General features: G+C 65.2%; 20 protein-coding genes. 9 read left to right on the top strand and 11 right to left on the bottom strand.

Going from position 1 to position 24,422, the window contains the following annotated elements:
• Positions 1–2: 2 nt before the first annotated feature.
• Together ACERI1_RS11410 and ACERI1_RS11405 are read right to left on the bottom strand one after the other, a co-directional pair.
• Positions 3–458: a universal stress protein gene (locus ACERI1_RS11410; protein WP_373618287.1), complete on the bottom strand. Its 456-nt coding sequence runs from the start codon at positions 456–458 to the stop codon at positions 3–5.
• A gap of 87 nt (positions 459–545) precedes the next feature.
• Complete coding sequence (locus tag ACERI1_RS11405; protein WP_373618286.1) at positions 546–1,343, bottom strand: ZIP family metal transporter; 798 nt, start codon at positions 1,341–1,343, stop codon at positions 546–548.
• Positions 1,344–1,529: 186 nt separating this feature from the next.
• Here ACERI1_RS11405 and ACERI1_RS11400 point away from each other — a divergent pair, with 186 nt between their 5' ends.
• Positions 1,530–3,170 carry a TrkA family potassium uptake protein gene (locus tag ACERI1_RS11400; protein ID WP_373618285.1) on the top strand — a complete coding sequence of 547 codons (1,641 nt, stop codon included), beginning with the start codon at positions 1,530–1,532 and terminating at the stop codon, positions 3,168–3,170.
• Positions 3,171–3,194: 24 nt separating this feature from the next.
• Here the strand turns inward: ACERI1_RS11400 and ACERI1_RS11395 are convergent, their stop codons facing one another.
• From ACERI1_RS11395 to ACERI1_RS11370, 6 genes are all read right to left on the bottom strand, one after another.
• Positions 3,195–4,445 carry a digeranylgeranylglycerophospholipid reductase gene (locus ACERI1_RS11395; RefSeq protein ID WP_373618284.1) on the bottom strand — a complete coding sequence of 417 codons (1,251 nt, stop codon included), beginning with the start codon at positions 4,443–4,445 and terminating at the stop codon, positions 3,195–3,197.
• Positions 4,446–4,505: 60 nt separating this feature from the next.
• Positions 4,506–4,922: a universal stress protein gene (locus tag ACERI1_RS11390; protein ID WP_373618283.1), complete on the bottom strand. Its 417-nt coding sequence runs from the start codon at positions 4,920–4,922 to the stop codon at positions 4,506–4,508.
• A 92-nt stretch (positions 4,923–5,014) separates the two neighbouring features.
• Positions 5,015–5,707, bottom strand: coding sequence for a triose-phosphate isomerase (locus ACERI1_RS11385; RefSeq protein WP_373618282.1), 693 nt, complete (start codon positions 5,705–5,707; stop codon positions 5,015–5,017).
• Between the two features lie 4 nt (positions 5,708–5,711).
• Positions 5,712–5,861, bottom strand: coding sequence for a hypothetical protein (locus tag ACERI1_RS11380; protein ID WP_373618281.1), 150 nt, complete (start codon positions 5,859–5,861; stop codon positions 5,712–5,714).
• Positions 5,862–5,968: 107 nt separating this feature from the next.
• Entirely contained in the window at positions 5,969–6,760 is a 792-nt protein-coding gene (locus ACERI1_RS11375; RefSeq protein ID WP_373618280.1) for a hypothetical protein, read from the bottom strand.
• 148 nt (positions 6,761–6,908) lie between these two features.
• The gene (locus tag ACERI1_RS11370) at positions 6,909–7,406 is read right to left on the bottom strand and encodes a hypothetical protein (protein ID WP_373618279.1); all 498 of its coding nucleotides are present in this window, start codon (positions 7,404–7,406) and stop codon (positions 6,909–6,911) included.
• Between the two features lie 93 nt (positions 7,407–7,499).
• On the opposite strand from ACERI1_RS11370, the gene ACERI1_RS11365 reads away from it, so the two are divergent.
• The 4 genes from ACERI1_RS11365 to ACERI1_RS11350 all read left to right on the top strand — a co-directional run bounded on the left by ACERI1_RS11365 (position 7,500) and on the right by ACERI1_RS11350 (position 12,163).
• On the top strand, positions 7,500–8,150 hold the full coding sequence (locus tag ACERI1_RS11365; protein WP_373618278.1) for a hypothetical protein: 651 nt from the start codon (positions 7,500–7,502) through the stop codon (positions 8,148–8,150).
• A 136-nt stretch (positions 8,151–8,286) separates the two neighbouring features.
• Complete coding sequence (uvrA, locus tag ACERI1_RS11360) at positions 8,287–11,250, top strand: excinuclease ABC subunit UvrA (RefSeq protein ID WP_373618277.1); 2,964 nt, start codon at positions 8,287–8,289, stop codon at positions 11,248–11,250.
• A 65-nt stretch (positions 11,251–11,315) separates the two neighbouring features.
• The gene (locus tag ACERI1_RS11355) at positions 11,316–11,729 is read left to right on the top strand and encodes a hypothetical protein (RefSeq protein ID WP_373618276.1); all 414 of its coding nucleotides are present in this window, start codon (positions 11,316–11,318) and stop codon (positions 11,727–11,729) included.
• Positions 11,730–11,818: 89 nt separating this feature from the next.
• Complete coding sequence (locus ACERI1_RS11350) at positions 11,819–12,163, top strand: hypothetical protein (protein ID WP_373618275.1); 345 nt, start codon at positions 11,819–11,821, stop codon at positions 12,161–12,163.
• 64 nt (positions 12,164–12,227) lie between these two features.
• Here ACERI1_RS11350 and ACERI1_RS11345 read toward each other — a convergent pair whose 3' ends face one another.
• A complete protein-coding gene (locus ACERI1_RS11345; RefSeq protein WP_373618274.1) occupies positions 12,228–12,635 on the bottom strand; it encodes a CBS domain-containing protein in 408 nt (135 codons plus the stop codon).
• 187 nt (positions 12,636–12,822) lie between these two features.
• Between ACERI1_RS11345 and ACERI1_RS11340 the strand changes: the two genes are divergently transcribed.
• The 4 genes from ACERI1_RS11340 to ACERI1_RS11325 all read left to right on the top strand — a co-directional run bounded on the left by ACERI1_RS11340 (position 12,823) and on the right by ACERI1_RS11325 (position 21,456).
• The gene (locus tag ACERI1_RS11340) at positions 12,823–14,472 is read left to right on the top strand and encodes a thiamine pyrophosphate-binding protein (RefSeq protein ID WP_373618273.1); all 1,650 of its coding nucleotides are present in this window, start codon (positions 12,823–12,825) and stop codon (positions 14,470–14,472) included.
• A 64-nt stretch (positions 14,473–14,536) separates the two neighbouring features.
• Positions 14,537–16,762 carry a hypothetical protein gene (locus ACERI1_RS11335; protein WP_373618272.1) on the top strand — a complete coding sequence of 742 codons (2,226 nt, stop codon included), beginning with the start codon at positions 14,537–14,539 and terminating at the stop codon, positions 16,760–16,762.
• Positions 16,755–17,792: a hypothetical protein gene (locus tag ACERI1_RS11330; protein WP_373618271.1), complete on the top strand. Its 1,038-nt coding sequence runs from the start codon at positions 16,755–16,757 to the stop codon at positions 17,790–17,792. The genes ACERI1_RS11335 and ACERI1_RS11330 overlap by 8 nt, the downstream gene beginning before the upstream one ends.
• Positions 17,785–21,456 carry a UvrD-helicase domain-containing protein gene (locus ACERI1_RS11325; protein WP_373618270.1) on the top strand — a complete coding sequence of 1,224 codons (3,672 nt, stop codon included), beginning with the start codon at positions 17,785–17,787 and terminating at the stop codon, positions 21,454–21,456. The genes ACERI1_RS11330 and ACERI1_RS11325 overlap by 8 nt, the downstream gene beginning before the upstream one ends.
• Before the next feature lie 59 nt (positions 21,457–21,515).
• Here ACERI1_RS11325 and ACERI1_RS11320 read toward each other — a convergent pair whose 3' ends face one another.
• Together ACERI1_RS11320 and folP are read right to left on the bottom strand one after the other, a co-directional pair.
• A complete protein-coding gene (locus ACERI1_RS11320; RefSeq protein ID WP_373618269.1) occupies positions 21,516–21,659 on the bottom strand; it encodes a hypothetical protein in 144 nt (47 codons plus the stop codon).
• Positions 21,660–21,815: 156 nt separating this feature from the next.
• Positions 21,816–24,359, bottom strand: coding sequence for a dihydropteroate synthase (folP, locus tag ACERI1_RS11315; RefSeq protein ID WP_373618268.1), 2,544 nt, complete (start codon positions 24,357–24,359; stop codon positions 21,816–21,818).
• Positions 24,360–24,422: the final 63 nt, after the last annotated feature.

Genomic DNA, 24,422 nt, shown 5'->3' with positions numbered 1-24,422 from the left:
GCTTACGACGCGTCCTCGTCAGGGTGAGCCCCCGAGTTTGCAACCAGCACCGGAATTTCGCCGAACCGGACGACGTGATCGGTGACGCTGCCCATCGCCAACCGGTGGACGCCGCCACGACCGCGCGTGCCCATGACGATTACGTCGGCGGCGATCTCCCGGGCGTACTCGAGCAGTTCGCTCTCGGGTGGCCCCTCCAAGACCGTGCCGGTGACCTCGAGACCCGCCGCCTCGGCGCGGTCGACGATCGCGTCGACGTGGTCCTGAGCCCGCCCGCGCATCGCGTCTTCGGCGCTTGTCGCGTCGCCGGGCAGTCGAAGGTCGCCAAGCGGTCCGGTATCGGCGACACAGGCGACGTGGACCGTTGCGTCGTGGACGGTCGCGAGCTCGATGCCGGTCTCGGCGGCGGTCTCGGCGTGGTCGCTGCCGTCCGTCGGTAGGAGAATCGTGTCGAACACTGCCTGACCCTACGGCAAGACGCGTAAAATTCCTGCCGGAACGGGAGACTGTCAGACGGCTCGATTCGTTCGAGCGCGTGTAGACGCTCAAATGAACGCGAGCGGTACCATGACGAGGATTCCGGCGACGATGCCGCCGGCGAGTTCCGGCTTGCCGCCGCTGGGGAGTCGCTCGCCGATATCGAGGGCTTCTGGGATGAACTCCGTGAGGACGAGATAGATCATCGCACCGGCGGCGAACCCGAAGCCGTAGGGGAGGAACACTCGCGCGTAGCTGACGAACCCGAACGCGATAACAGCCCCGAGCGGCTGGGGAAGACTCGAGAAGACGGCCCACCAGACCATCTTCCACTCGGAGACGTTCATCGACCGTAGCGGGATCGAGATCGCCGTTCCTTCTGGAATGTTGTGGATCGAGATCGCGATCGTCATGAACACCGCCAGAAGCGGCACAGTGAACCCGAGGAGCTCGGCCCCGCCCTCAAGTCCGAGGTCGGCAAAGGAGACGCCGACGGCGATGCCTTCGGGGAAGCTATGGACGGTCAACACCCCGAGGATGAGCACGAGTTTCTTGAAGTCGGCTTCCTCGTACTGTCGCGGGTCGATCTCGGCGTCCATCAGAACGTCGTGGGCGATGACGACCAGTGCGACGCCGGCGATCATGCCAATTCCGATCTCGAGGGGCGTCCCTTCGGCCAGTCCCTCGTCGATGAGTCCGAACGTCGACGCCGAGAGCATGATGCCCGAGGACAGCCCCCAGAGGATCACATTGTACCGGTCGCTGATGTCGTCGAAGAAGAAAAACGGGATCGCGCCGAGACCGGTCGCTAACGCCGTGATAAAGCCGGCGACGAAGACAAAGACGAGGTTCTCCAGCAACACCATCTATCGACGTATTCGCTCCCATGTATAAATCGGCGACGATGGCGACGGTAATTTTGCGGCGTTCCCTGGGTCTGGACCGCTGGCGTCGCGTCTCATCCGATCGGACCCCGTCAGCAGCCCGTGAACGGCCCCTCTTCGCCCGTGTCGTCCGACAGTATCAACAGTCAGCCGCCGAATAGGGCGTGTATGTCACTGTGGCGCTCGCGTCGAACCGGCTACTACATCCTGCTGGTAGCCGTGACCACCGTCATCGCCACGCTGCTCTATAACTACGGGATGGCGACGCTCGAGAACCGTCCACAACCGCTCTACCGGTCGCTCGAGGTCGTCTTCCAGACGTACACGACGACCGGCTATGGGGAAGACGCTGGGTGGGACACGCTCCAGATGAATCTGCTGGTGATCGTCCTCCAGCTCACCGGAATCGGGCTGATCCTCACCGGGGTCGATATCTTTGCCGTCCCCTGGCTGCGACGGACGCTCGAGACGACGGCGCCGACGACTGCGCCCGACGTCGAAAACCACGTCATTATCTGTGAGTACACGCCACGCGGCGAGGCGTTTATCGAGGAACTCGAGTCCCGCGGCGAGGCGTACGTCGTCGTCGAACCCGACGAGGAGGCGGCGACGGCGCTCCACGAGGCCGATCATCGGGTCGTCCACGGCGATCCGGAGTCAACGGCGGTGCTCGAGAACGCGGGGATCGAGCGGGCGACGGCGGTCGTAGCCGATTCGGCCGACGATACGAACGCGAGTATCGTCCTCTCGGCGCGCGAGGCCAATCCCGACGTGCGGATCGTGACGCTAGTCGAAGAACAGCGTCTCGGCGAGTACCATCGGATCGCTGGCGCGGACGAGGTACTCTCGCCCCGTCAGATGCTCGGCGAGAGTCTCGCCCATCGGGTGCCGACGGCCGTAACGACTGCGGTTGATGAGGGAATCGAAATCGGGAACGATCTGGAACTGGTCGAACTCTCGATCGCCGAGGGGAGCGATCTCTACGGTCGGACCGCGGAGGAGGTCCAGCTTCGAGCGCAGTTCGGCGTAGACGGCATCGGTGCGTGGTTCGGCGGCACGTTCGAGAGCCCGATCCCGAACGATCGGGTCCTCGACACCGAGACGCGGCTGCTCGTCGCGGGGGAACCCGACCGGGTCGACAAGCTCCGGGCGGAAGCGACATCGACGGTCCTCCCGTTCGCGGCCCAGCACGCCATCATCGTCGGCTACGGCGAGTCCGGTGCATCGGCAGGTGATGCACTCGCCAAGACGAACACGCGTGTGACTGTTCTCGATATCGTCGAGAAGGAGGGAGTCGACATCGTCGGCGATGTTCGTGACCCGACGACGGTTCGTGAGACGGGAATCGAGGATGCGTCTACGGTGATCATCACCCTTGACGACGATACGATCGCCATCTTCGCGACGCTCGTCGCGCGGGAGCTCAATCCGACGATCGATATCGTCGTTCGGGCCAACGACGCGGAGAACGTCCAGAAACTGTATCGCGCCGGTGCCGACTACGTCCAGTCGCTGGCGACGGTCAGCGGGCGGATGCTCGCCTCGACCGTTTTCGAGGACGAGGAGGTACTGGCCGTCGACAGGCAGATCGGCGTCGTCAAACTGCCCGTTGGTCGGCTCGCGGGTCGGACGGTCGTCGACGCTGATATCCGCTCGAGAACGGGCTGTACCGTCCTTGCTGTACGCAGAGACGGCGAGACGATCACGGCGTTTGATCCGGCGTCGTTCGTCTTCGACGCCGACGACGAGGTCGTTCTCGCGGGGACGGACGACAGTATCAGAGCGTTCGAAACCGACTTCCTCGCCTGATACCGGCGGGCAGCCGACGATGGGCTACAGGACGGAGTCGAGATCGAAGTTCAGTTGTTGTTTTGCGAACCGAGCGAGCAACGGCACGTCGTCCGTGTCGAACAAGCGCGCGATGGAGCGGATGTCGCCCTTGTTCGCCTTGGCCAGCGTGTCGTTGTCGAGTCGCTTGAGATCGCGCATGAACTTGTCGTAGCGCTCGTTGGAGGCGAGATAGAGCAGTTGGGTCATCAGCAGCCGCTTGTTCGCGTTGGGCGCGACATCGCGATGCCAGAGCGTTTCGTACACGGCGAGGTTCTCGGCGCTCGGCTCGACGTCGTTGTGCTTGAGACAGCTGTCGGCGGTGGCGGCAGCCGCACGACCCGATTGCATCCCCGTGTGGATGCCTTCGCCCCACAGCGGATCGATCGACGGGACGGTGTCGCCGATCGCCATGAACCGATCGGTGTGGAACTTGTCTGGCGTCTGAATGTGTGCCGAGCCACGGTGCTGTTTGCCTTCGATCCGCTCGGCGTTCCGGAACCGCGGATCGGTCTCGAGCCAGTGGTTCAGGTAATCGTCGATGCTGAAGTCGTCACGGGCGTACTGCTGGTGGCTCTCGTTTTGAATGTAACAGAGGCCGACCTTGGCGGTGTCCTCACCGGTGTGGAAGATCCAGGAGTAGCCGCCGGGAGCGATATTGTGGTCGAGCCGGAGCATCATCGCGTCGTGGAGGTCGGCAAAGCCGGGGCGATCGATGTCGATCCCTTCGAACTCGTACTCGATACCGATGGCGTGGTTTTCGCGTTTGAGATCGACGACACCGAGTTGTTTCGCGAGGGGTGCGGCGGGTCCCGTCGCGTCGATAACGATGTCGCCGTAGACCTCCTCATCGCCGTTGTAGGTGACGCCGACGATCTCGCCCTGTTCCATGATCGGGGCAGTGACGCGGGCGTCAAACCGGTACTCGGCACCGTCTTCGTGGCTATCTTTGACGAGGAAGCGTTTGAACTCCGCAAAGTCAAGCACTGCGCCGGTCTGCTCGCGGACGTAGTGTTCCCGCGGGGACTCGAGGACGACGCTGTCGGTGTACTGCATCACCACGTCGTCGGGAATCCCGAACGAGGCCATCATGGAGTGGAAGGTTCCCGCAGTAGACTTGTTGCTCTGGCGGGGGAACTCCGATTCAGATTCGGTCTCGAGGACGACGACGTCGTACCCTCGGGCGGCGAGATCACGGGCACACTGCGCACCGGCGGGACCGGCACCGGCGATGACTACGTCGTAGCGGTCGTTCATGTAATCGGGACTGTAGTGGTCCCTAATGAGTTTGTCCTGTTGCAGTCGACCGTGTGATGGCTACCGCACGATCGTCACCGGCGCGGGTGCCTGTCGCGCGATTCGTTCCGCGACGCTGCCGAGTAACACCCGCGAAAAGCCCGACCGACCGTGGCTGCCCACGACGATCAGGTCGATCTCGTTGTCAGCCGCATAGTCGACGATGGCGTCCGCCGGCTGGCCGACGGCTACTGCCGTCTCGATCGAACAGTCCTCGTCCGCTGCCCGGGTTTCGGCATCAGCGAGCAGTTCTTCTGCGTCTTCGCGCCTGTGCTCGAGCAGTTCCGTCGGGCCGAGGTGTGCGACTTCGCCGTAGCTACTGTTTGTCGGGTCGATGGCGTGGAGGACCGTGATATCGTCGTCGGCATGTTCCGCACACGCAAACTCGAGTGCCGCCCAGCCCGGCTCCGAGTCCTCGAGGGCGACCAGTAAGTGCATACTGATACGTATGAGGACCAGTTACTTGAGTGTCAGCCATTCACAGCCGATCTGTCGCGACTGCTAGCCCGCGTGGTGGCAGACGGAAGCGGTCAGCGACGGTCGTCGTCCGTCGGGACGGCGGTCGCGATCGACCGCAGCCACGCCTCGCGGTCGTCGGCCTCGACGGCTGCGGAGGCGGCTCCCGTCGCGTCGACGCCGCAGTCGAACGCGCGGGAGACATCTTCGGCGGTCCGGACGCCGCCACCGACGAACGTCCGCGCCCCGGGAGCCTCGTCGGCGACTGCCTCGACGAAGGCCTCGATGCGCTCGGGGTGCGTTCGGACCATCCCCTCCTCGGTGGCAATATCGGCTGACCGCTCGAACAGCAGCCAGTCAGGATCGGCGGAAAGCGCCATCCGGGCCGTCGGCAGGCTCTCGACGGCGACGATCGACTCGAGCCCCAACTCGGCACAGCGGTCGACCGCGCGGGCGACAGCTGTGAAGGCGGCTTCGTTCTCCGGATGGGAGACGAACACCGCGTCGGCCCCGGCGTCGGCGACCGCCTCGAGAGTGATGTCGCCCATCCCGCTCTCGGCTCGTGGGGCGCCTGCCTGTGCGACGATCGGCAGGGCCGTCCGCTCGGCGACGAGTCGGAGGTCGGGCAACTGAGGGGCGACGGCGAAGCGACTGCCGGTTTCGTCGCGGACCCGCTCGATCGTCTCTGCGAACGCGAGCGCGTCGTCGCCAGTCGTCCCGGCGTAGGTCTTGTAGTTGACGAGGAAGGAAAGAGCGGGAAGTCCCATCCGCCTACTCGGAGTAGCCTTCTTGCAGGAACGCGCCTTCGGTCTCGTAGACCGAGACCAGTTCCTCGATGAGTTCTTCGGGTGACTCTCCCTCCTCACAGTGGCTTTCGAGGCGATCCATCAGGTCGTCGCTGATCTCGAGTGTTCGTGTCATCGGTCGGTGTGATGCGGTGTACCCGCGTCGATCGAACTATCCGCATCCGTCGTCAAATAGACCGGGGCCCGTACAGCTGCCCCAGACTATCACGTGTCCGCGGACGACTACTCGAGCGAGCCGTCCTCGAACGACTGTTCGCGCCAGGTCGTCCAGTCGTAGAGGCGCTCGAGTTCGCCGCCCTGCTGGCGGATCGCCACGGCGGTAGTAAAGAGGAACGCGGCGACGAGCGTCGTTCCGACGAGCCAGACGGCGTCGGCGAGTGCACCGTAGCCGGACAGGTAGCTCGTCAGTAGATCGACGAACACGACGGCGGTGACACAGACGATCGCCGGCAGCAGGTGCCGCGTCAGTGCCGCGAAGGTCGTCCCCTCGTGGACGCGGACGGCCCGGACGCCGTAGAGCACTGCCCACGCAGAGGTGACGACCCAGCCGACCGCGACGACCAGTCGCGTCGCGGAGGTCTCGACGAAGAACGCACCCCACCAGGCGGCGACGAAGCTTCCGATGACGACGTAGTCGGCCCACGCGGGCAGTAGCGGTGAGCGATCGCCCGCAGTCGGCTGATTGTAGTACATCGCGCGGATCGACAGCGCGACAAAGAGGATGAAAAAGAGGATCGCGCCGTCGACGAACCGCCCGATCCAGACTGGCTCGAGCAGTATCGAGGCGACGCCGGCGACGGCGTAGACGATCGCCGCGCCGATCGCGACCAGCAGGTACCACTGCTCGGTGGTGGCCTCGACCGCGAGGACATCGCGGATGTAGATGATCGCATAGTAGAGCAAGACGACTGCTGCGACGCCCATCGCGAGGTACGCGAACAGCCGCCCGATCGCGACCGTCGTGGCCGGATCACTGGCATCGAACGTGATCGACGAACTCGGAGCGAACACCATAGGTGGAGCGTGGCTGCCGAGTTGGTATAAGTATACGTCCCTGTTGCAGTCGGTCGGGAAGTCCGCTCATACGGACTCCTGTCAGGCAGTGCCGGTGCAACCGCAGGGCGGTCGCGGTTGCACCGGTACATCGTTACAGCAAACCGTCTCACTCGTCGTCCGTCGATGCAACTGCCGTCTCGAGCATCGTCTGGCGCTCGTCGAAGTAGACCGGCGCGTCGGCGTCGGCCTCGAACTCGATGACTCGCGTCAGCGCGTCCTGGCCGTCCGCTGCCTCCGTCGCGAGTTCCGCTGCGAGATCCGTGTAATCAGCCGCGAGTTCCTGAAAGGCCTGCATTCGGGCTTGTTTCGCCTCGACGAGGAGTTGCTTTTCCTCGAGTTCTTCCTGTAGCTCCTCGATCGCCGCGACATCGACCTCACTCGTGTCCGGAATATCCGCGGTCGACGGCGTTTCGGTTCCTGGGACTTCGTCGGGCAGTGCCTCGAGGCGCGATCGGATTTCGGCCATCTCCCGGTCGATCTCGTCGAGTAGCGCATCGGCTTCGTCTCCCATCGTCTCGACGCGGCCCGAAAGCAAGCCGGCCTGCGTCCGGCAATACTCGACGAACTCGTCGACCTCGAGTGCGTCCACGGCGTCGTCGCTCATAGGCATCCCTTGGAACTGCCAGGCGAAGTCACTTTGGTCCGACCGCGAGCGCAGAACACACCGTTTAGGGGCGGGCACATACGAGCTATCGCTATGATCCGTCGGTCCGTTCTTGCAACAGCGGTCGCACTGCTGGCGTTCGCCCCCACGCCGGCTGCCGCACAGCGCGGTCTCAGAGACACCCTCGCGAACCCCACGACTCCCGAGGAGCTAGCGCTCGCGTTCGGCAGCTACATCGCCGTCACGCTCGTCGTCGGCGCGGTCGTCCTGACCATCGACCGCTCGTACGTGCGGTCGATCGAGATGCGACTCGTCGACGACCCCGTGAGCGCGGGCGTGATCGGGATCGGCGTGCTCGTTGGCGGGTTCGTCGTGTTCGCCGCCATGGGAGCCGTCGTGGCGCTGCTTGTCGACGCCGGCGCGCCCGCCGCGCTCGAGTCTGTCCCGACGCTCGTGGGGATCGGCGTCTCGATCGGCCTAACGGTCGTCAACACGATCGGGATGATCGTGGCCGGCCTGGTCGTGCTCCGGCGACTCCGTGACGAGCCGGAGCCGAATCCGTGGTTGGCGCTGATCGTTGGGGCACTCGTCGTGCAGGTCCTGTATCTGGTGCCGCTGCTCAACCTCGTCGTCGCCATCTTCGTCGTCGCTCTCGCGACCGGTACGATCGTCGGCCAGTGGTGGCAGGGTCGAACCGGCGAGCCGTCCGAGTCGGAGTCGCATGAACAGCTGATCGATCCCTGATGGCTGTGTGATTGCTGCCAACACTGGCCACGCTATTTGCCTTTCAGACTCGTTAAGTCCGTCCGGCCACTGATACGGATACAATGAATCTGGAACCGCGTCGACACAAGAGACAGTCCACAACCGTGCACGAACGATGAGCAAGGACACCATCGACGTCCGCGGGGCAGAGGAACACAACCTCAAGGACATCGACGTCACGATCCCTCGCGAGGCGTTTACCGTCGTCACCGGCCTCTCGGGGTCGGGCAAGTCCTCGCTGGCGTTCGAGACGGTCTATGCCGAAGGCCAGCGGCGATACATCGAGAGCCTCTCGGCGTACGCGCGGAACTTCCTCGGCCAGATGGACAAACCGCAGGTCGAGACCGTCGAGGGCCTCTCGCCGGCGATCTCGATCGACCAGAAGAACGCCGCGAACAACCCCCGCTCGACCGTTGGGACGGTCACCGAACTGCACGACTACCTGCGCTTGCTCTACGCCCGCGTCGGCACGCCCCACTGTCCAGAGTGTGGCCGCGAGGTCGGCGAGCAGTCGGCCCAGAACATGGTCGAGCGCATTCTCGAGCTCCCCGAGGGAACCAAGGCCAAACTCGCGGCACCCGTGGTCCGCGACCAGAAGGGAGCGTTCGAGGATCTCTTTGCAGAGCTCGTCTCGGAGGGGTATGCCCGCGTCGAGATCGACGGTGAGGAACACGATCTGACGCTCGAGGATCCCGATCTGGACGAGAACTTCGATCACACGGTCGACGTAATCGTCGACCGCATCAAGGTCAGCGTCGAGGACCGACCGCGGATCGTCGACAGCGTCGAGACGGCGCTCGACGAGGCCGAGGGCGTCCTGAAGGTCATCCTTCCCGATGCCTCCGAAGAAGTCGCCGCGGATCTCGGCGAGGAGGCTCGCCGAACCGGTGCACTCGGCGACGAGACCGAGGAGGACGACCGCTTCGTCGTCGAGTTCTCGAAAGATCTGGCCTGTACCCACTGCGGGATCGACGTGCCCGAAATCGAGACCCGCTCGTTCTCGTTCAACTCGCCCCACGGTGCCTGTCCCGAGTGTGAGGGCCTGGGCGAGACCAAGGAAGTCGACGAGGACCTCGTCGTCCAAGACGAGTCCAAACCGCTGAAACACGTCTTCGAACCCTGGAGTTACAACCGCTCGTACTACCGGACTCGACTCGACGCCGTCGCCGCGCACTTCGACGTCTCGCTCGAGACGCCCTTTGCGGAACTCGACGACGAGATTCAGCAGGCGTTCCTCTACGGCACCGACGAGCAGGTGCTGTTCAAGCGACAGACGAAAAACGGCACTCGCCGGAAGAAAAAGCGCTTCGAGGGCGTTATTCCGAACCTCGACCGTCGCTACCTCGAGACCGACTCGGACTCGACGCGTGAACACATCGAGGACTACATGTCGGTCACGGAGTGTCCAGCCTGCGACGGCACGCGCCTGAAGCCCGCGAGTCGGGCAGTGCTGGTCGACGAGACGTCGATCACCGAGATCAATTCGATGAGTATCGGCGACGCCTTGGCGCACTTCGAGTCGATGGAAGCGGACCTCACCGAGCGCGAGAAGGTGATCGCCGAGGAGATTCTCAAAGAAATCCGCGCGCGACTCGGTTTCATGACCGAGGTCGGGCTGGAGTACCTCACGCTCGATCGCGAGGCCTCCACACTGTCTGGCGGCGAGAGCCAGCGTATTCGGCTCGCGACCCAGATCGGCTCCGGGCTCGTTGGGGTGCTGTACGTGCTCGACGAGCCCTCGATCGGGCTCCACCAGCGGGACAACGACCGCCTGCTCGATACGCTCGAGGAACTGCGCGACCTCGGAAACACCCTGCTGGTCGTCGAACACGACGAGGAGACGATGCGCCGCGCGGACAACGTCATCGACATGGGGCCCGGCCCCGGCAAGCGCGGCGGCGAGGTCGTCGCCAACGGCCCCGTCGAGGAGGTCAAGGCGACCAAGGCGTCGATCACCGGTGACTACCTCTCCGGACGCAAGCAGATCCCCGTTCCCGACGAACGGCGCGATCCGGAGGATGCGCTGACGATCCGTGGTGCACGCCAGCACAACCTGGACGATCTTGACGTCGACATCCCGCTTGGCTGCTTTACCGCGATCACCGGGGTGTCGGGTTCGGGCAAGTCCACGCTGATGCACGAGGTGCTCTACAAGGGACTCGCCCGCGAGATGAACGACAACACGAGCGTGATCCCGGGCGACCACGACGCGCTCGAGGGCCTCGAAGCGATCGAAACCGTCCGCCTGATCGACCAGTCGCCGATCGGTCGCACGCCGCGGTCGAACCCCGCGACCTACACCAACGTCTTCGACTACGTCCGCGAGCTGTTCGCCCAGACCAAACTCTCGAAACAGCGCGGCTACGAGAAGGGGCGCTTCTCGTTCAACGTCAAGGGCGGTCGCTGTGAGGAGTGTGGCGGCCAGGGGACCGTCAAGATCGATATGAACTTCCTGTCGGACGTGTACGTCCCCTGTGAGGAGTGTGACGGCGCGCGCTACAACGACGCCACGCTCGACGTCACCTACAAGGGCAAGACCATCGCCGACGTCCTCGAGATGTCGGTCGAAGAGGCCTACGACTTCTTCGAGTCCTCGAGCCAGATCCGCCGCCGGCTCCAGTTACTCAAGGACGTCGGCCTCGATTACATGAAACTCGGCCAGCCTTCGACGACGCTCTCGGGTGGCGAGGCCCAGCGGATCAAACTCGCCGAGGAACTGGGGAAGAAGGATTCGGGCGAGACGCTCTACCTGCTCGACGAACCGACGACCGGCCTCCACAGCGCCGATGAGCGCAAACTCATCGACGTGCTCCACCGGCTGACCGACAACGGCAACACCATCGTCGTCATCGAACACGAACTCGATCTCGTCAAGAACGCCGACCACATCATCGATCTCGGCCCCGAAGGCGGCGAGCACGGCGGCGAGGTCGTCGCCACCGGGACGCCGGAGGACGTCGCCCGCCTCGAGGACTCCCACACCGGTCGCTACCTGCGCGATCTCCTGCCAAAGATCGATCTCGAGGGGCCACGCGGCGAGCGCGTCGACCCCGTGACGGCACCGATGGACGACGATTGATGGCCTGTCGTAAGGATCGAGCGTATCAGAACGGCTAACTGCGAACCCGACCAACCCGCTGGCAGATGACTGGACTGAAGGCCGTCGTTCGCCGCGGGTTCGCCGGCGGTGGCGGTGCAGCGCTGCTGCTGGCCGCTCTCTTTGCCATCGGTGGTGGAACGGAGTCGACGACGCTGCTACTGGCTGGCTGGCTCGCCGTCGTCGGACTGTCGTTGCTGCTGGCCGGCCGCCGGGAGCGACTCACCGTCGGCGGTCGAACCCTTGGTTGGCCCCGCGTTGCCGCGATCGGTATCGGTGTTCTCGCGGTCGGCTCGGGGGCGTTCGGGCTCTCGAGACTGCGCCAGTTCGCGGTCGGGAGTACGACGTGGTTGCTCACCGGCCTGCTGACGATTTTCGTGCTTGGCTATCTCGCCTGGTTCGCCCTCGAGTGCTGGCGCGGTGGCTGGCACCTCGACGATGCGATGTTCGCCGTCGAGTGACCGCTCGAGGCCATGTGCCCGCCGCTCGAGTCGCCCGGGGACACGCGATCGGCAGTACAGCCAAGGCTGTTGCCGATCAATCATTGCCTATGGCAGATGATGACACCCGTGACGAAGAGCCGACGACGATCGAGGAAAAACGGACGGACTCGTTCGACCTCGAGTTGTCCGAACGCGTCGAAATCGGCGTGACACGCGGTGAGACAGACCTCGAGATCGGCCCGCCGCGTGACTATCCAGACCGGGCCGACGTCTCGGTCCGCCCGGAGTCGGAGACGGACCATCGCGTGATTGTGAGCATCGACGCGATGGTCGGCGACCACGGGACGGGTCACGCTGACATCGCGTTGACGCCTGCGGAGGCCCGGACGTTCCGGGAGTACCTCGACGAAACGGTGCGCTGGATGACCGAAGATGACGACGCCGACGGCTGACTGGCGTCGCGCTCAGGACAGGTGAGTTGTCGACCAAAACGGGTGGCGATCCGATCGCCCGTGCTTATTCGGCGGGGCTGGGCGACTGCACGCGCGAGATGTAGCCAGCCAGATCCGACGTCGTGATCATCCCGATCACGCCCTCGTCCTCGTCGACGACGGGGGTGTGGTGGAAGCCGTGTTCGATCATGACGTCCGCCACGTCGCGGATACTCTCCTGGGCCGTCGTCGTGACGACGTCGGTCGTCATGTACTTCGAGACCGGCGTCTGGTCTTTCGGCTTCTGTTCGGCGACGATTTCGACGAAGTCCGTCGTCGTCAGGATCCCCTCGAGGCGGTTCTCATCGTCGACGACCATGACTGACCCGATTCCGTTCTCGAGCATTTCTTGGGCGGCGTCTTCGACGAGCGTGTCCGGCGTGACCGTGTGTATCGACGAGGACATCACCCGGGCGACGAAAATGTCTTCCATACTGATCAGTACTTGCTCCCCCATTATAATGATTGTTGGTGTGGGTCTCTCCCGAGGACGGACATGGGAATCTCTGATTGCTGTGGCACCGCTCGAGACGGACAAACAGCGTCGAGTCGGGTGGGTTGACTGTTCAGGATCTCCCTTGACGGCGGAGAGATAAGTATCCGGTCGACGAGATGATCGTATGGACGTCAGCCGAGGAGTCATCGAGCGGCTGGTCGAAAACGGGATTGACACCGTCTTCGGCGTGCCCGGAACGCAGACGCTGCCGCTGAACGAGGCCATCGAGACACGGGACGACGTTCGGTTCGTCATGGCCCGCCACGAGACTGCCGTTTCCCATCAGGCGTGGGGCTACGCGGAAACCAGCGGGCGGCCCGCGGCGACGGTCGTCGTGCCCGGACCAGGCGATATGAACGCCATGAACGGGCTGAAGAACGCATACAACGACTGTACCCCGCTGGTCCACCTCGCGGTCGAAACCGAGCCCGAGATCCGCGGCGGCGACGGCATCCACGAAACGCCACCCGAGACCTACGACACCGTCGTCAAGGACAACGTCCTCGTCGAGCGCCCCGAGAGCACGACCGTCGTCCTCGAGGAAGCCATCGCGATCGCCGAGACGCCACCCAAGGGGCCAGTCAGAGTCGGGATTCCGAAGAGTGTCTTGACGATGGACGTTCCACTCGCGACACCGGGAACGTACAGCCGCGAGTCCATCACAAGCGTCGCCGACCGCGATATCACGACCGCCGCCGACGTGCTTGCTGCCGCCGAAGAGCCGGTTATCGTCGCCGGCGGGGGCGTCCGCGCCGCCGGGGCGAGCGACGAACTTCGCCGCGTCGCCGATCGGCTCGGCGCACCCGTCGTCACCACCTACAAGGGCAAAGGGGTGCTTCCGGACGGCCCCGATGGATACGTCGCCGGGACACTCTCGAGCAGTGCTGCTCCCGAGTTGCTCGAGTTGCTCGCGGACGCCGACGCAGCGCTGGCCGTCGGCACCGACTTCGACGCGGTCGCTACCCGGGCCTGGTCGATCGACCTTCCGGATACGCTGGTCCACGTCACACTCGAGTCCGACGACCTCGGGACGGGTTACGAGCCGACCGTCGGCATCATCGCCGACGCTGCCGTGGCGCTGTCGGCACTGAAGTCAGCCCTCGACGACCGCACGGTCGCGACCGGTGACGGCGATGCCGTCGAGCGTGCGAGCGCGGTTCGGCAGGCAACTAGCGATCGGCTCGCGGACCTTCGAACGGAATCGTCACCGATTACGTCTGTCAGTGCGCTCGAGGCCGTCCGCGAGGCGATTCCGAGGGAGGCGATCGTCACGGTCGACGCCGGCGGCTTTCGCGTCTGGGGGTTGAACGCCTTCGAGGCGGCGGGCCCGCGCTCGTACGTCAACCCGGGCTCGTGGGCCACGATGGGAACCGGCCTGCCGTCGGGCATCGGCGCACAGTTCGCTAACCCTGCCGACGACGTGGTCGTCCTCACCGGCGACGGCGGACTCCTGATGTGTGTCCACGAACTGCACACAGCTGTCGCCGAGGAACTACCGCTGACGGTCGTCGTCTTCGTCAACGAGGACTACGCGATCATCAGCGACGACGCCGACCGAAACTACGACCTCGAAGCAGGCACGTACGGCTGGGCGGACGCACCGATCGACTTCGTGGGCCTCGCCGAAAGCCTCGGATTGCGCGCCGAGCGCGCGGCGACGCCAGCCGAGATCCAGTCGCGTCTCGCAGCCGCGATCGACGCCGACGAACCGGTGGTGCTCGCAGTTCCGACGGACCCCCGCGAGCCACAAGCAAGCGACTGGATGCGCGAGTAGTACCGGTACGCGAGTGTGCCTACATTTAAATAGGAAATCGAGCATACTCGCTGACGTACGATCGATGGCTCCATCGCCGCCCACCCTCGAGGGGACCTGCAAGCTCCTCCCCGCGCCTGCACCCGGGAGCGACGTCTTCGCGACTGTTGCCGCGGAGTACGCCGCGCTCGCCGACGAGTACGGCCCCCGGAACGTGCTGGTCCTGAAACGACACCCAGCGGGTCTCGACTCGCTGACCGAGGCACTGGCCGACGCTGACCGCGAGCGGGCCGACAGCGGTCCCCGCTCGCCCCGTATCGAGTCGCTTCCCGAACACGCCTCGAAGACCATCGAGGAGCACGATCCGACACTGGACCGCCTCGAGTACGAGGAACGGATCGAACTCATCTCGCTGGTGATCGACGGGGCCAGCCGCGACGTTCCGGACTACCTCGAGCGGGCGGCGGCTCACGAGAGTTTCACACGCGACGTGGGGCAACTGCTGCTCGCGGCGACTCGCCAGCGGATTCGGCTCGACGACCTCGAGGACCCCCACGACTGTCTGGCCTTTCTGTACGCGATGAACGACCGGTTCCACGCAGAACTCGACGAGCGGGGCTACGTCGAGCGGGCCGACGTGGTCCCGCGGGCGGTCGACTTGCTCGAGGCCGACGCCGACGGCCTTCGGACGCGCGTTACTGCCTCGTTCGACGCCGTCCTCGCCGTCGAGTTCGAGGAGTACCGCCGACTTGACCGCCGGTATCTCGCCGCGCTCACGCGCGACGCCGAGTTGGTCTGTCTCGGCGAGCGCCACGCCAGCGTCGAACGGACGCGCGTCGAATCCGGCTCCGTCGACGAGATCGCAGCCGACGCAGGGCTCGCGGTCGAACCGCTCGAGCCCGAGACAGTGCGTGCAACGGACGCCACATCGCCACATCAGCCGATCGCGCGGTTTCTGGCGACCGGCGAGTCCCCGGAAAAGCCCGCAGACGCCGATTCGATGGGACGCGCACGACGCATCCGAACCGGAACCGCCCGCGAGCAAGCCCGGGCGGTCGCCACCGAGATCCAGTCGCTGCGCGACCGCCACGGCTGGTCCTACGACGAGTTTGCCGTTGCCGTCCCGCGGATCGAACGAGTCCCCGAGACCAGACGGCGGCTCCGCGACGCAGGCGTCCCGACCGCCACGATCGGGACCCCGTCGCTGGCCGAGGACCCGGCGGTGAATGAACTCTACGCCGTCGTCACGTGCCAGTGCGAACGGGAACGCGACGGCGACGCCCTCGAGCGACGCGAGGACGCGGCGACGCAGGGTGCGGGCGATTCGAGAGCCGTCTCACTCGACCGCCTTCGGGCTCGCGTCCCCGATTTCTCGCCCGAACTACTCGCTGACACCGCCGGCTCGAGCGTTCGGCACTCGCTCGAGCGATGGATTCGCCGGACCGACCTGAAAGGCCGGATCGCCCGCGAGGAGGAATGGGTCGACGCCCGGGAGCAGTACGAGGGCATCCGTCGGGTCTTAGAGATCGCCGACTTCGTCGAGGAGACCGACCTCGTCGGGCCGGACTGGCAGGGACTGCGCCGGATGCTCCGGCGGACGATCCGATACGACGCACCCTACGTCCACGCGGTCGAGACGCGACCGCCCACCGGCGGCGTCACCGTCTGTGCTATCGACGACCTGAAATACGACTCGCGAACGGCAGTCTTCCTGCTCGATCTGATCGACGAAACGTATCCCGGTGAGCAGTTTCTCACCCAGTTGTTCCCGCAGGCGTGGCTCCGGCAGATGGCTGCCTATCCGGCTGTCACCGATCCGTCTCTCGAGGCGATCACCGACACCTTCGTGACAGCCGATGCCGCCGACGTGGGCGACCCCTTCGAAACCTATCACGCCCACCGTTCCCGGCGGCGGTTCGCACTCGGTGCCCGCGCCGCCGATCGTCTCCTCTACTGTTGTTCCTACGAACGCGGTGCCGGTGGCTTGCGCCGGAGCTACGACGAGTCGCGCTATCTGCAACTGATCGATGCGACACCAGGACTCACACTCGAAGATGTCGATACCCACGCCGACGCGACGATCCACGGCGAGACGAACGCCATCGAGGCGCTACTCGCCCAGCCCCGGGGCGAACTCGAGCGGGTACTCCGTGAGGCCAGTACCGGCGGCGAGGCCGACCTCGGTGAGACAGAAGCCTTGTTCGAGGAGATCGCGGTCGTCCTCGAGGAGGGCGATGTCGACGCCGACCTCGCTGATGCGGTCCGGTCGCAGTTCGAGTTCGCCGCGGGTGAGGTGGTCCGTGATGACTGATGCGACGCGAGGCGATTCGCTCACTGTCGACGGCCTCCGAACGTATCTCCACTGTCCCCGTCGGTACGAACTCGCCCACGTCCACGGGCTCGAGGGAAGCGACGACGACACCGTCGACGACCGGATCGCCCTCCTTCGGGCCGCGATCTGTGATGGGCTCCGAAGCGGTGAGACCAACCGAGACCCACTCGAGGAAGCCGCCCGTGATCGGCTTGGAACGCGCTGGTCCGACTACGACGAGCGCTTTCACTCCCACGCTCAGCGTCGCCACGAACGGCAGGCCCTCGAGGCGACGCTCGCTGCCTACGTCACACAGGTTGGAACGGACCACGCCGCGGGGATCGAACGGCTGGACGCCGGCGCAGCCCGCGGCGAACTGATCGGACCGGGACTGGCGCTTTCGAGTACGGTTTCGCTCCCGGAACCGAACGCCGCAGGCGACGCGGACGTGGTGACGATCGATGCGACGGTCGACTACGTCTACGGCGACGGCTCGTCACTCGTCGGCGTCCGGTTCGTTCCGACGCTCGCACCACTTGGTCCCCTGCGCTACCGGTCGGACTGGGAGGGCGACGTCGCGACTCTCTTTACCGACCACTTCGACGACGAGTCGGACGTGTTCGAGCCCGATCCCGTCAGCGCGCTGCTCGAGACTGCCGTCGTCCTCGACGGACTCCGAACGCTCCGCGATCGGCTCCAACTCGGGGACCAGACCTGTCGCTACCTCCAAATTCCGCTTGCCGACCGGTCGGGGCTGACGGTCAACTGGGTCCGGGATGCGGTCGAGACGAGCCTCGAGGTCGCTGATCTGACCGACGTTTACGTCGACCACCATACGTTCGGCATGACTCACGAGCACCGAAACGAGACAGTCGATAGTCGGCTGGCGGCGGTCGTTGCGGACCTGCGTTCGGGAGCGTTTGACCCCGCCGACCGCTGGAACCGGATCACGACAAACGCCTGTCCAGACTGCGACTACACCGTCTGCTGTCAGGAGTACATCTCAGAAGAGGTGCGGTTCGATGGCTGATGAGTCCCGCCGACCCGACCACGATACACCCACATCGGTCGACGAGATCGAGCCGAAAGGCAACCAGACGGCGGTCATCGAGAGCCGCACGGCCTGTACTTCCGTCGACGCCGGTGCCGGCACCGGGAAGACGACGACGATGCTCGTTCGACTCGAGCGCGCCATCGAGCGAGGGGACGTCGAGCCCGACGACGTGCTCGTGTTGACCTTCGCGAACGAAGCCGCTGCGAGCATCCGCGCGGCAGTCGCCGAACGGCTCGATCCCGATGCCACGGCGGCGATCGACGTCTACACCTACCACTCCTTTTGTTACCGGCTCGTTCGCGAGTACGCCTACTATCTCGGCTACTCGCCCGAGTTCGAGGTCGTCACCGAGCGCAAACGCCAACGGCTCGTCGGTCGCCTGCTCGCCGATACCGACTACGGCTTCGCAGCCGCATCGAAACACGACGGCTCGCCAGCCGACCTCACAGCTGCGGTCGACCAGTTTATCGGTGCGATGAGCCAAGAGAACGTCACGCCCGACGAGCTGCAGGCGGGGCTGCCGTCGGTGCGGACCCTCGAGCTCTGTCACGAGTTCGTCCTCTGGCTCGAGCAACGAGCCGACGACACGCTGTCGTTCGACAACGAAGCCTTGCGCTATTTCAACCGGGAGGAACACCTCGAGCAGGCCCGCGAGTCGCTGATCGACTACGGAAAACTCGTCTCGTACTGCCGAGAGCAGATCGCCGAAGCGCCGGCGGCCTTCCGCGAGGACGAGCTGGTTCGTGACATCGATCAGTACCTCCGGGTGCTCCAGCGCTCCGTGACGAACACGATCGAGACGCTCTCGTTAGACGATCCAACCACGAAACACCTGCCGCGGGCGCTGTTCGGCAACCAAATCTGGGGAACGGCGACGAGCCGGATCGAACAGACCCCGTTCGGTCGCCTGAAACACTACGTCGAGTTCCTTCGGCTGGCGCGTCACTACGCCGATGTCTATGCGGACTACCACGACGCTCTCGACACAGAGGGAGCGCTCGACTTCGACGAACTCGTTCGGACGGCAACCTGCCTGCTCGATGATGATGCGATCACAGACGAAATCACGAGCCAATGGACGCAGGTCTACTGCGACGAGTTTCAGGACACCGACGAAACGCAGTTCTCGCTGCTCACTGCACTCACGGACGGTCCCGACCGGCCGGACCTGCTCGCAATCGGCGACAAAGACCAGGCGATCTACGGCTGGCGTGGCACCGACCGCGAGGGGCTCGACCGGCTGGCCGACGCTTACGACGACCACGAAGCGATCGAACTCGAGCGTAACTTTCGCTCGCGACAGGAGATACTCGATCTGACGAACGCCTGTGACTACGGGCCGCAGTCCTCGAAGACGCTGCGCGAGGATGGCCGGACGCGAGGCACCTACGACGAAGCCGACCCGCCGGACCGCGTCGTCAAAGTCGAAAGCGACGCGATCCCAGGATCGACGGCTGAGGGGGTCGCAACGACGGTTTCGCGGCTGTTAAACGGCGCAGCAGCGAACGTCCCCCAGCGCTCGCTGGGCGATCTCGCGATTATCGTCCGGACGAATCGCCACGCACAGGCGATCGCGGACGCCCTCCGGGACCAACAGATCCCCTACGAAATCTCCGGCTCGCCCCGTGGCGAGGTTTCGCCCGGACTGCAAACGGTGCTGTCGTATCTCCGGGTCCTCGTCGAACCGGATGCCGATGCCCATCTCCGGCGCGTGTTGCTCGCCCGCTACCGGCTGACGGAAAGCGACCTCGCAACGCTGCACAGACAGGCGGGAACGTTGCGTGATGCCGTCCTGACGATCGATCGTGACCGGCTCACACAGCCTGACCGGCTCGAGCGGGCTCGCGACCACCTCGAGCGACTCGAGCGATTCCGTGACGTCTACCCGCTGTCTGGCTTTCTGCGCCGGTTCCGCGAGCTGACACGGATCGAGTGGTTCTGTACGAGCGAGGAGCGAGCCGAGTTCGATCGCATCGAGCGGTTCGTCGAGGCCTACGACACTGACGGGGTCGTCCAGTCGCTGTCGACCGAGTTCGTCGACGCGCTTGCTGAGACGCTTCGGGGCGGCGGCAGCGATCGAACCCGTGGAACGCGATCCGCCGACAGCGTCGACGTGATGACGGTCCATCAGGCCAAGGGGCTCGAGTTCGATACGGTCTTGGTTCCGTACCTCTCGGACGAGGAGTGGTGTGTCGACGGCGACTATGTCGAGCGAGCCCGCCACCGGCTGCTGGCCGCCGCGCTCGATGACGACGTGGACTCTCCGCTCTGTACGGATCTGGCCGCCGAGACGGTCGGCGAGGAGTGGCGGGTGCTTCACGTCGCGCTCACGCGCGCCGAGAACCACTTGTTCCTGTTCGGCTCGGCGTACGCCTACGACGGCGACGAGACCGAACTCGCGGTGTCGACTGCCGACGCCTGTCTGGCCGATGACATCGAGTGGTCGGTCGCTGGCCGGCGGATGGATCTGTGGGCGTCACTGACCGCAAGCTTCGAGCGCGTGCGGGAAATCTACCCCGAGACAGTCGTCGATCGAACCGACGAAATCGCCGCCTCGACCGACGAGAGTCCGGGGACGATCACCTACTACGCCGACTACGGTGATCGACACGTCGAACCGCTTGAGACGCGCGAGGCGATCGAGACGGTCCACCGGCTGGGACGATTGCTCCGAGATGGCAGGCTGTTGCCGGCAGCTGACGCGGCAAGCCACGGTTGGAACGGGGCCGGGAGCGACGACGAGGGCGGTTCGGGATCGGCCATACGGATCCCCGGTAGCCGCCAGCTCTCTGCGTTGACGACCGAGACCGTCCGGTTCCCGATCGAGACGCTCGCGTCCACGACGGAGCTCCCGGTCGCGATGCGTCACAGCTACTCCGCGATGGACACTCACGAGACCTGTCCGCGGAAACACTACCTGGATCACGTCGTTCGGGCGATCGACGATCCACATCCCGCATCGGCCGGCGGCGGCGAAGCGACCGAGACGAACGGCGGGACAGTCGTCGCGAGCGACGATCTGGCGTCACGAATCGTCGGCACCGTCTTCCACGACGTCGCCGAAGAGGCCTTCCATCGCGAGTATCACACCCGCGAGGCGTGGCGCGAGGCTGCGGTTCGACAGCTCACCGCGCGCGATTTGCTCACCCACCGCGAGGCCGTGCTCGACTGTATCGACCGCTACTTCGAGGCGAGCGCATCCGCCATCGACCAGCCGGTCGCCGAGTGGGAGCCAGTGGCTGCAGAGTTGCCCTTCGCGCTCGAGGATGTCGCCGGCGTCACCGGAGACGTGGTCGGCTATGTCGACTCGATTCGGCGGTTGCCCGATGGCGGGCTAGCGGTCCTCGACTACAAGGCCACCACAGAACGAATCGTGCCCGACGATGCCGTCCAGCTCGCACTCTACGTGCGTGCCTGTGCAGACCGGTTCGACGCCCCGATCTCGGCTGCCGGCTACGTCTACGTCGGTGACGTCGACGGCCCTCGTGTCGACCTGTTCGAACGCGACGCGCTCCCGTCGTGGGACGCGGTCCGCGAGACGCTCGCGGCAGTCGACGAGCCGTCGTTTCACGAGACGACACCGGGCGAGCACTGCTGGCACTGTCCACACCGGTCGCTTGGCTGCGGGCCGGACGAGTAGCCGCCTGCAGACGAGCGCTTGGATGAGCGTCACTGTCGCGATACAGTACGGACAGAACGCTATTCGGTGTCGGACTCGTCAGGAAGATCATCGACACCACACGCCTGGATCACCTGCCGAATGTGGAAATCCTTCTCGCTGGGATCGTCGTGTTGTAACGCTTGCTCGAGATGTTCCCTGCAGTTGTCAGTCAGTTCTGACATTCTTGTGCAGTGATAGACTGGAAAGGCACTAAATACATACGATAACCAACACGTATGCGCCGCGGGCATTACTGATAGAAATGATCGGGTCACCCGTCCGAGAGGCGGCTGATTCGGACAGCTTCCGGGCCGATATGCAAGCCAGTTGCGAGCGGGTTATGACTCCCACTCGAAACGCGCCGGATCGCGCGCTGCAAGCGCCGTCCGAACCGCGGCGACGTTCTCCGCGACGTCGTGGATACGCACGATGTCGGCCCCGCGGTCGGCAGCGAGGGCCGTCGCGGCGACGGTCGCCTCGAGCCGGTCGCCGGGCTCGCGACCGATGTGTTCGAACATCGTCTTGTGGGAGTGGCCGAACAGGATGGGGCAGCCGAGTGCGTGGAACTCGTCGATTCGATCGAGGAGTTCGAAGTTCTCCGCTGTGGACTTACCGAAGCCGATCCCGGGGTCGACGATGATCTGCTCGCGGTCGAGGCCCGCTTTCTCGGCCAGTAACACGCGTTCGGAGAGGTGATCGAGGACGTCCGCAACCACGTCGTCGTACTCGACGTCGCGGTCGGGGACGACCGGCGCGTCGATGCTGTGCATCACGACCAGCCTCGCGTCGTGGTCGGCGGCGACAAAGCGCATCTCTGGGTCCTCGAGCCCCGAGACGTCGTTGATGATGTCCGCGCCAGCTTCGAGAGTCGCGTCGGCGACGGCGGCCCGGCGGGTATCGACCGAGAGCATGGCGTCGAGATCGGCGATTTCCTCGATCACTGGGAGGACCCGATCCAGTTCTTCGTCGACCGAGACGGGATCGGAGCCCGGTCGGGTGGACTCGCCACCGATATCGATCACGTCGACGCCGGCGTCGACCATCGCCTCGGCGCGGGCCACGGCGTCCTCGAGTGCGTCGTACTGGCCGCCGTCGTGGAAGCTATCGGGCGTGACGTTCAGGATGCCCATGACGGCTGTCCGATCATCCCAGGGGGTGTCTGATTCGATCGCCTCGCCCCCAGAGCGGGACGCCGACCGGGACCGTCCCGCGGTGTGGCCAACCGCCGGCGTCGGTCGACCCTCGGCGTCGGCTCCGGCCTCGAGTGCGAGGGTATCCCGCAGTTCCCGTGCGACATCGGCTACTCCGTGGGGGCGCGATCGGCTCTCGAGGGCCTCGACGAGCGCCTCGAACTGAGTGAGCGTGCCCATCAACACGGCGTCGACGGCCTCGTCGTCGCGGTCGATATTCGATAAGGCACACTCGCCGCCCACTCGGAGCAACTCTTCTTTCAGGACGGTCGCCTGTCGGTCCCGCAGTGTCGTCCTGACGACCCGGTGGACGGCGTCGCCGTCCAGCCGCTCGATGTCGTCCGTGGCGACGTTTGCTCCCTCGAGTGCGTCGCGGGCATCGGCGAGGTCGCGGACGCGCTTTGGAACGTCAGTTCGGGTCCAGCGCGAACGCGCCTCGGCGACGACGAACAGCGAGCCGGTGACGAGCACGCAGTCGTCGCCGTCGGCTGCCTCGAGCGCGCGTGCAAGCGCATCGTGAACGGCGGGTTCGGAACGGACCGTGTCGACACCAGCGTCGGCGAACGCCTCGGCGAGGACGGCAGGATCCTCGGCGCGGTCGAGCGTCGGCTCGGTCGTCACGACGCTCTCGGGCGTCGGCAACGCGGCGGCCATCGCACGGTGTTCTTTCTCGTGCATCGCGCCGAAGACGACGTGGAGGTCGTCGTAGTCGTAGGTCGCGAGCGTCTCGCCGAGGCGCTCGCAGGCACCGGGGTTGTGTGCGCCATCGAGGACGGTCAGCGGCTCGGTGTCGATCACTTCGAACCGGCCCGGCCAGTGAGCGCTTCGCAGCCCGCGGGCGAGGGCTGACGCTGAGACGTCGGCAAACTGCCGAGCGAGAACTGTGGCGATTCCGGCGTTGACCGCCTGATGTTCGCCCAGCAGCGGGATCCGTGTCTCGAGGTCCCAGTCGTCGCCGTCGATCGAGACGGTCGCTTCGATATGGTTTGCCCGCCCTTCGTAGGTGACGCAGATGTCGGGCTGTGTGTCGGCTTCCGTGTCCGTCCCGACGGTCACCACGTCGCCGGCAACGTCACGAACCGTCTCGAGTGGCTCGCCGGTTACGCCCGTGACCAGCGGTGCATCATCGGGCGCGACGTGGGCCTTGTCGTGAGCGATCTCCGCTTCGGTGTCGCCGAGGATGCCCGTGTGCTCTCGGGTGACGCTCGTGACCGCACTGGCGACGGGGTCAACGACGCTCGTCGCGTCGTACTTACCGCCGATACCGACCTCGAGGACGGCAATATCGACGTCCTCGCGACCGAACTGCCACAGCGCCATCGCAGTCATCGCCTCGAAGAAGGTCGGGGACTCGCCGTCGGCGGCCTGCTCAGTGACGTACTCGCGGATCGCGCCAACGTACTCGCAGACGGCCGAGCGAGGGATCTTTCGACCGTCGACGCGGACCCGCTCGCGGAGATCCTCGAGATGTGGCGAGGTGTAGAGCCCGACGGAGTAGCCGGCCTCCCGCAGGGTTCGCTCGAGCATGCGGGCCGTGCTCCCTTTCCCGTTGGAGCCGGCGATCTGTACGAAATCGACGTCGGCATGGGGGTGCTCGAGGTGAGACAGCAACCGGGCCGTCGACTCGGTTCCCGGCTTCGGGCGGAACCGCCGGAGATCGAATAAGAAATCCGCCGCCTCGTAATACTCCATACAGTGACGAGTGCCCGGTCGTTTTTGAGTATTCTGTTCGGAGACCGTCGTCGCAGCGCTCGG

The organism is Natrinema sp. HArc-T2 (assembly GCF_041821085.1).
In the GTDB taxonomy this organism is placed as follows: Archaea; Halobacteriota; Halobacteria; order Halobacteriales; family Natrialbaceae; genus Natrinema.
This window is presented reverse-complemented; position numbering and strand designations above follow the sequence as displayed.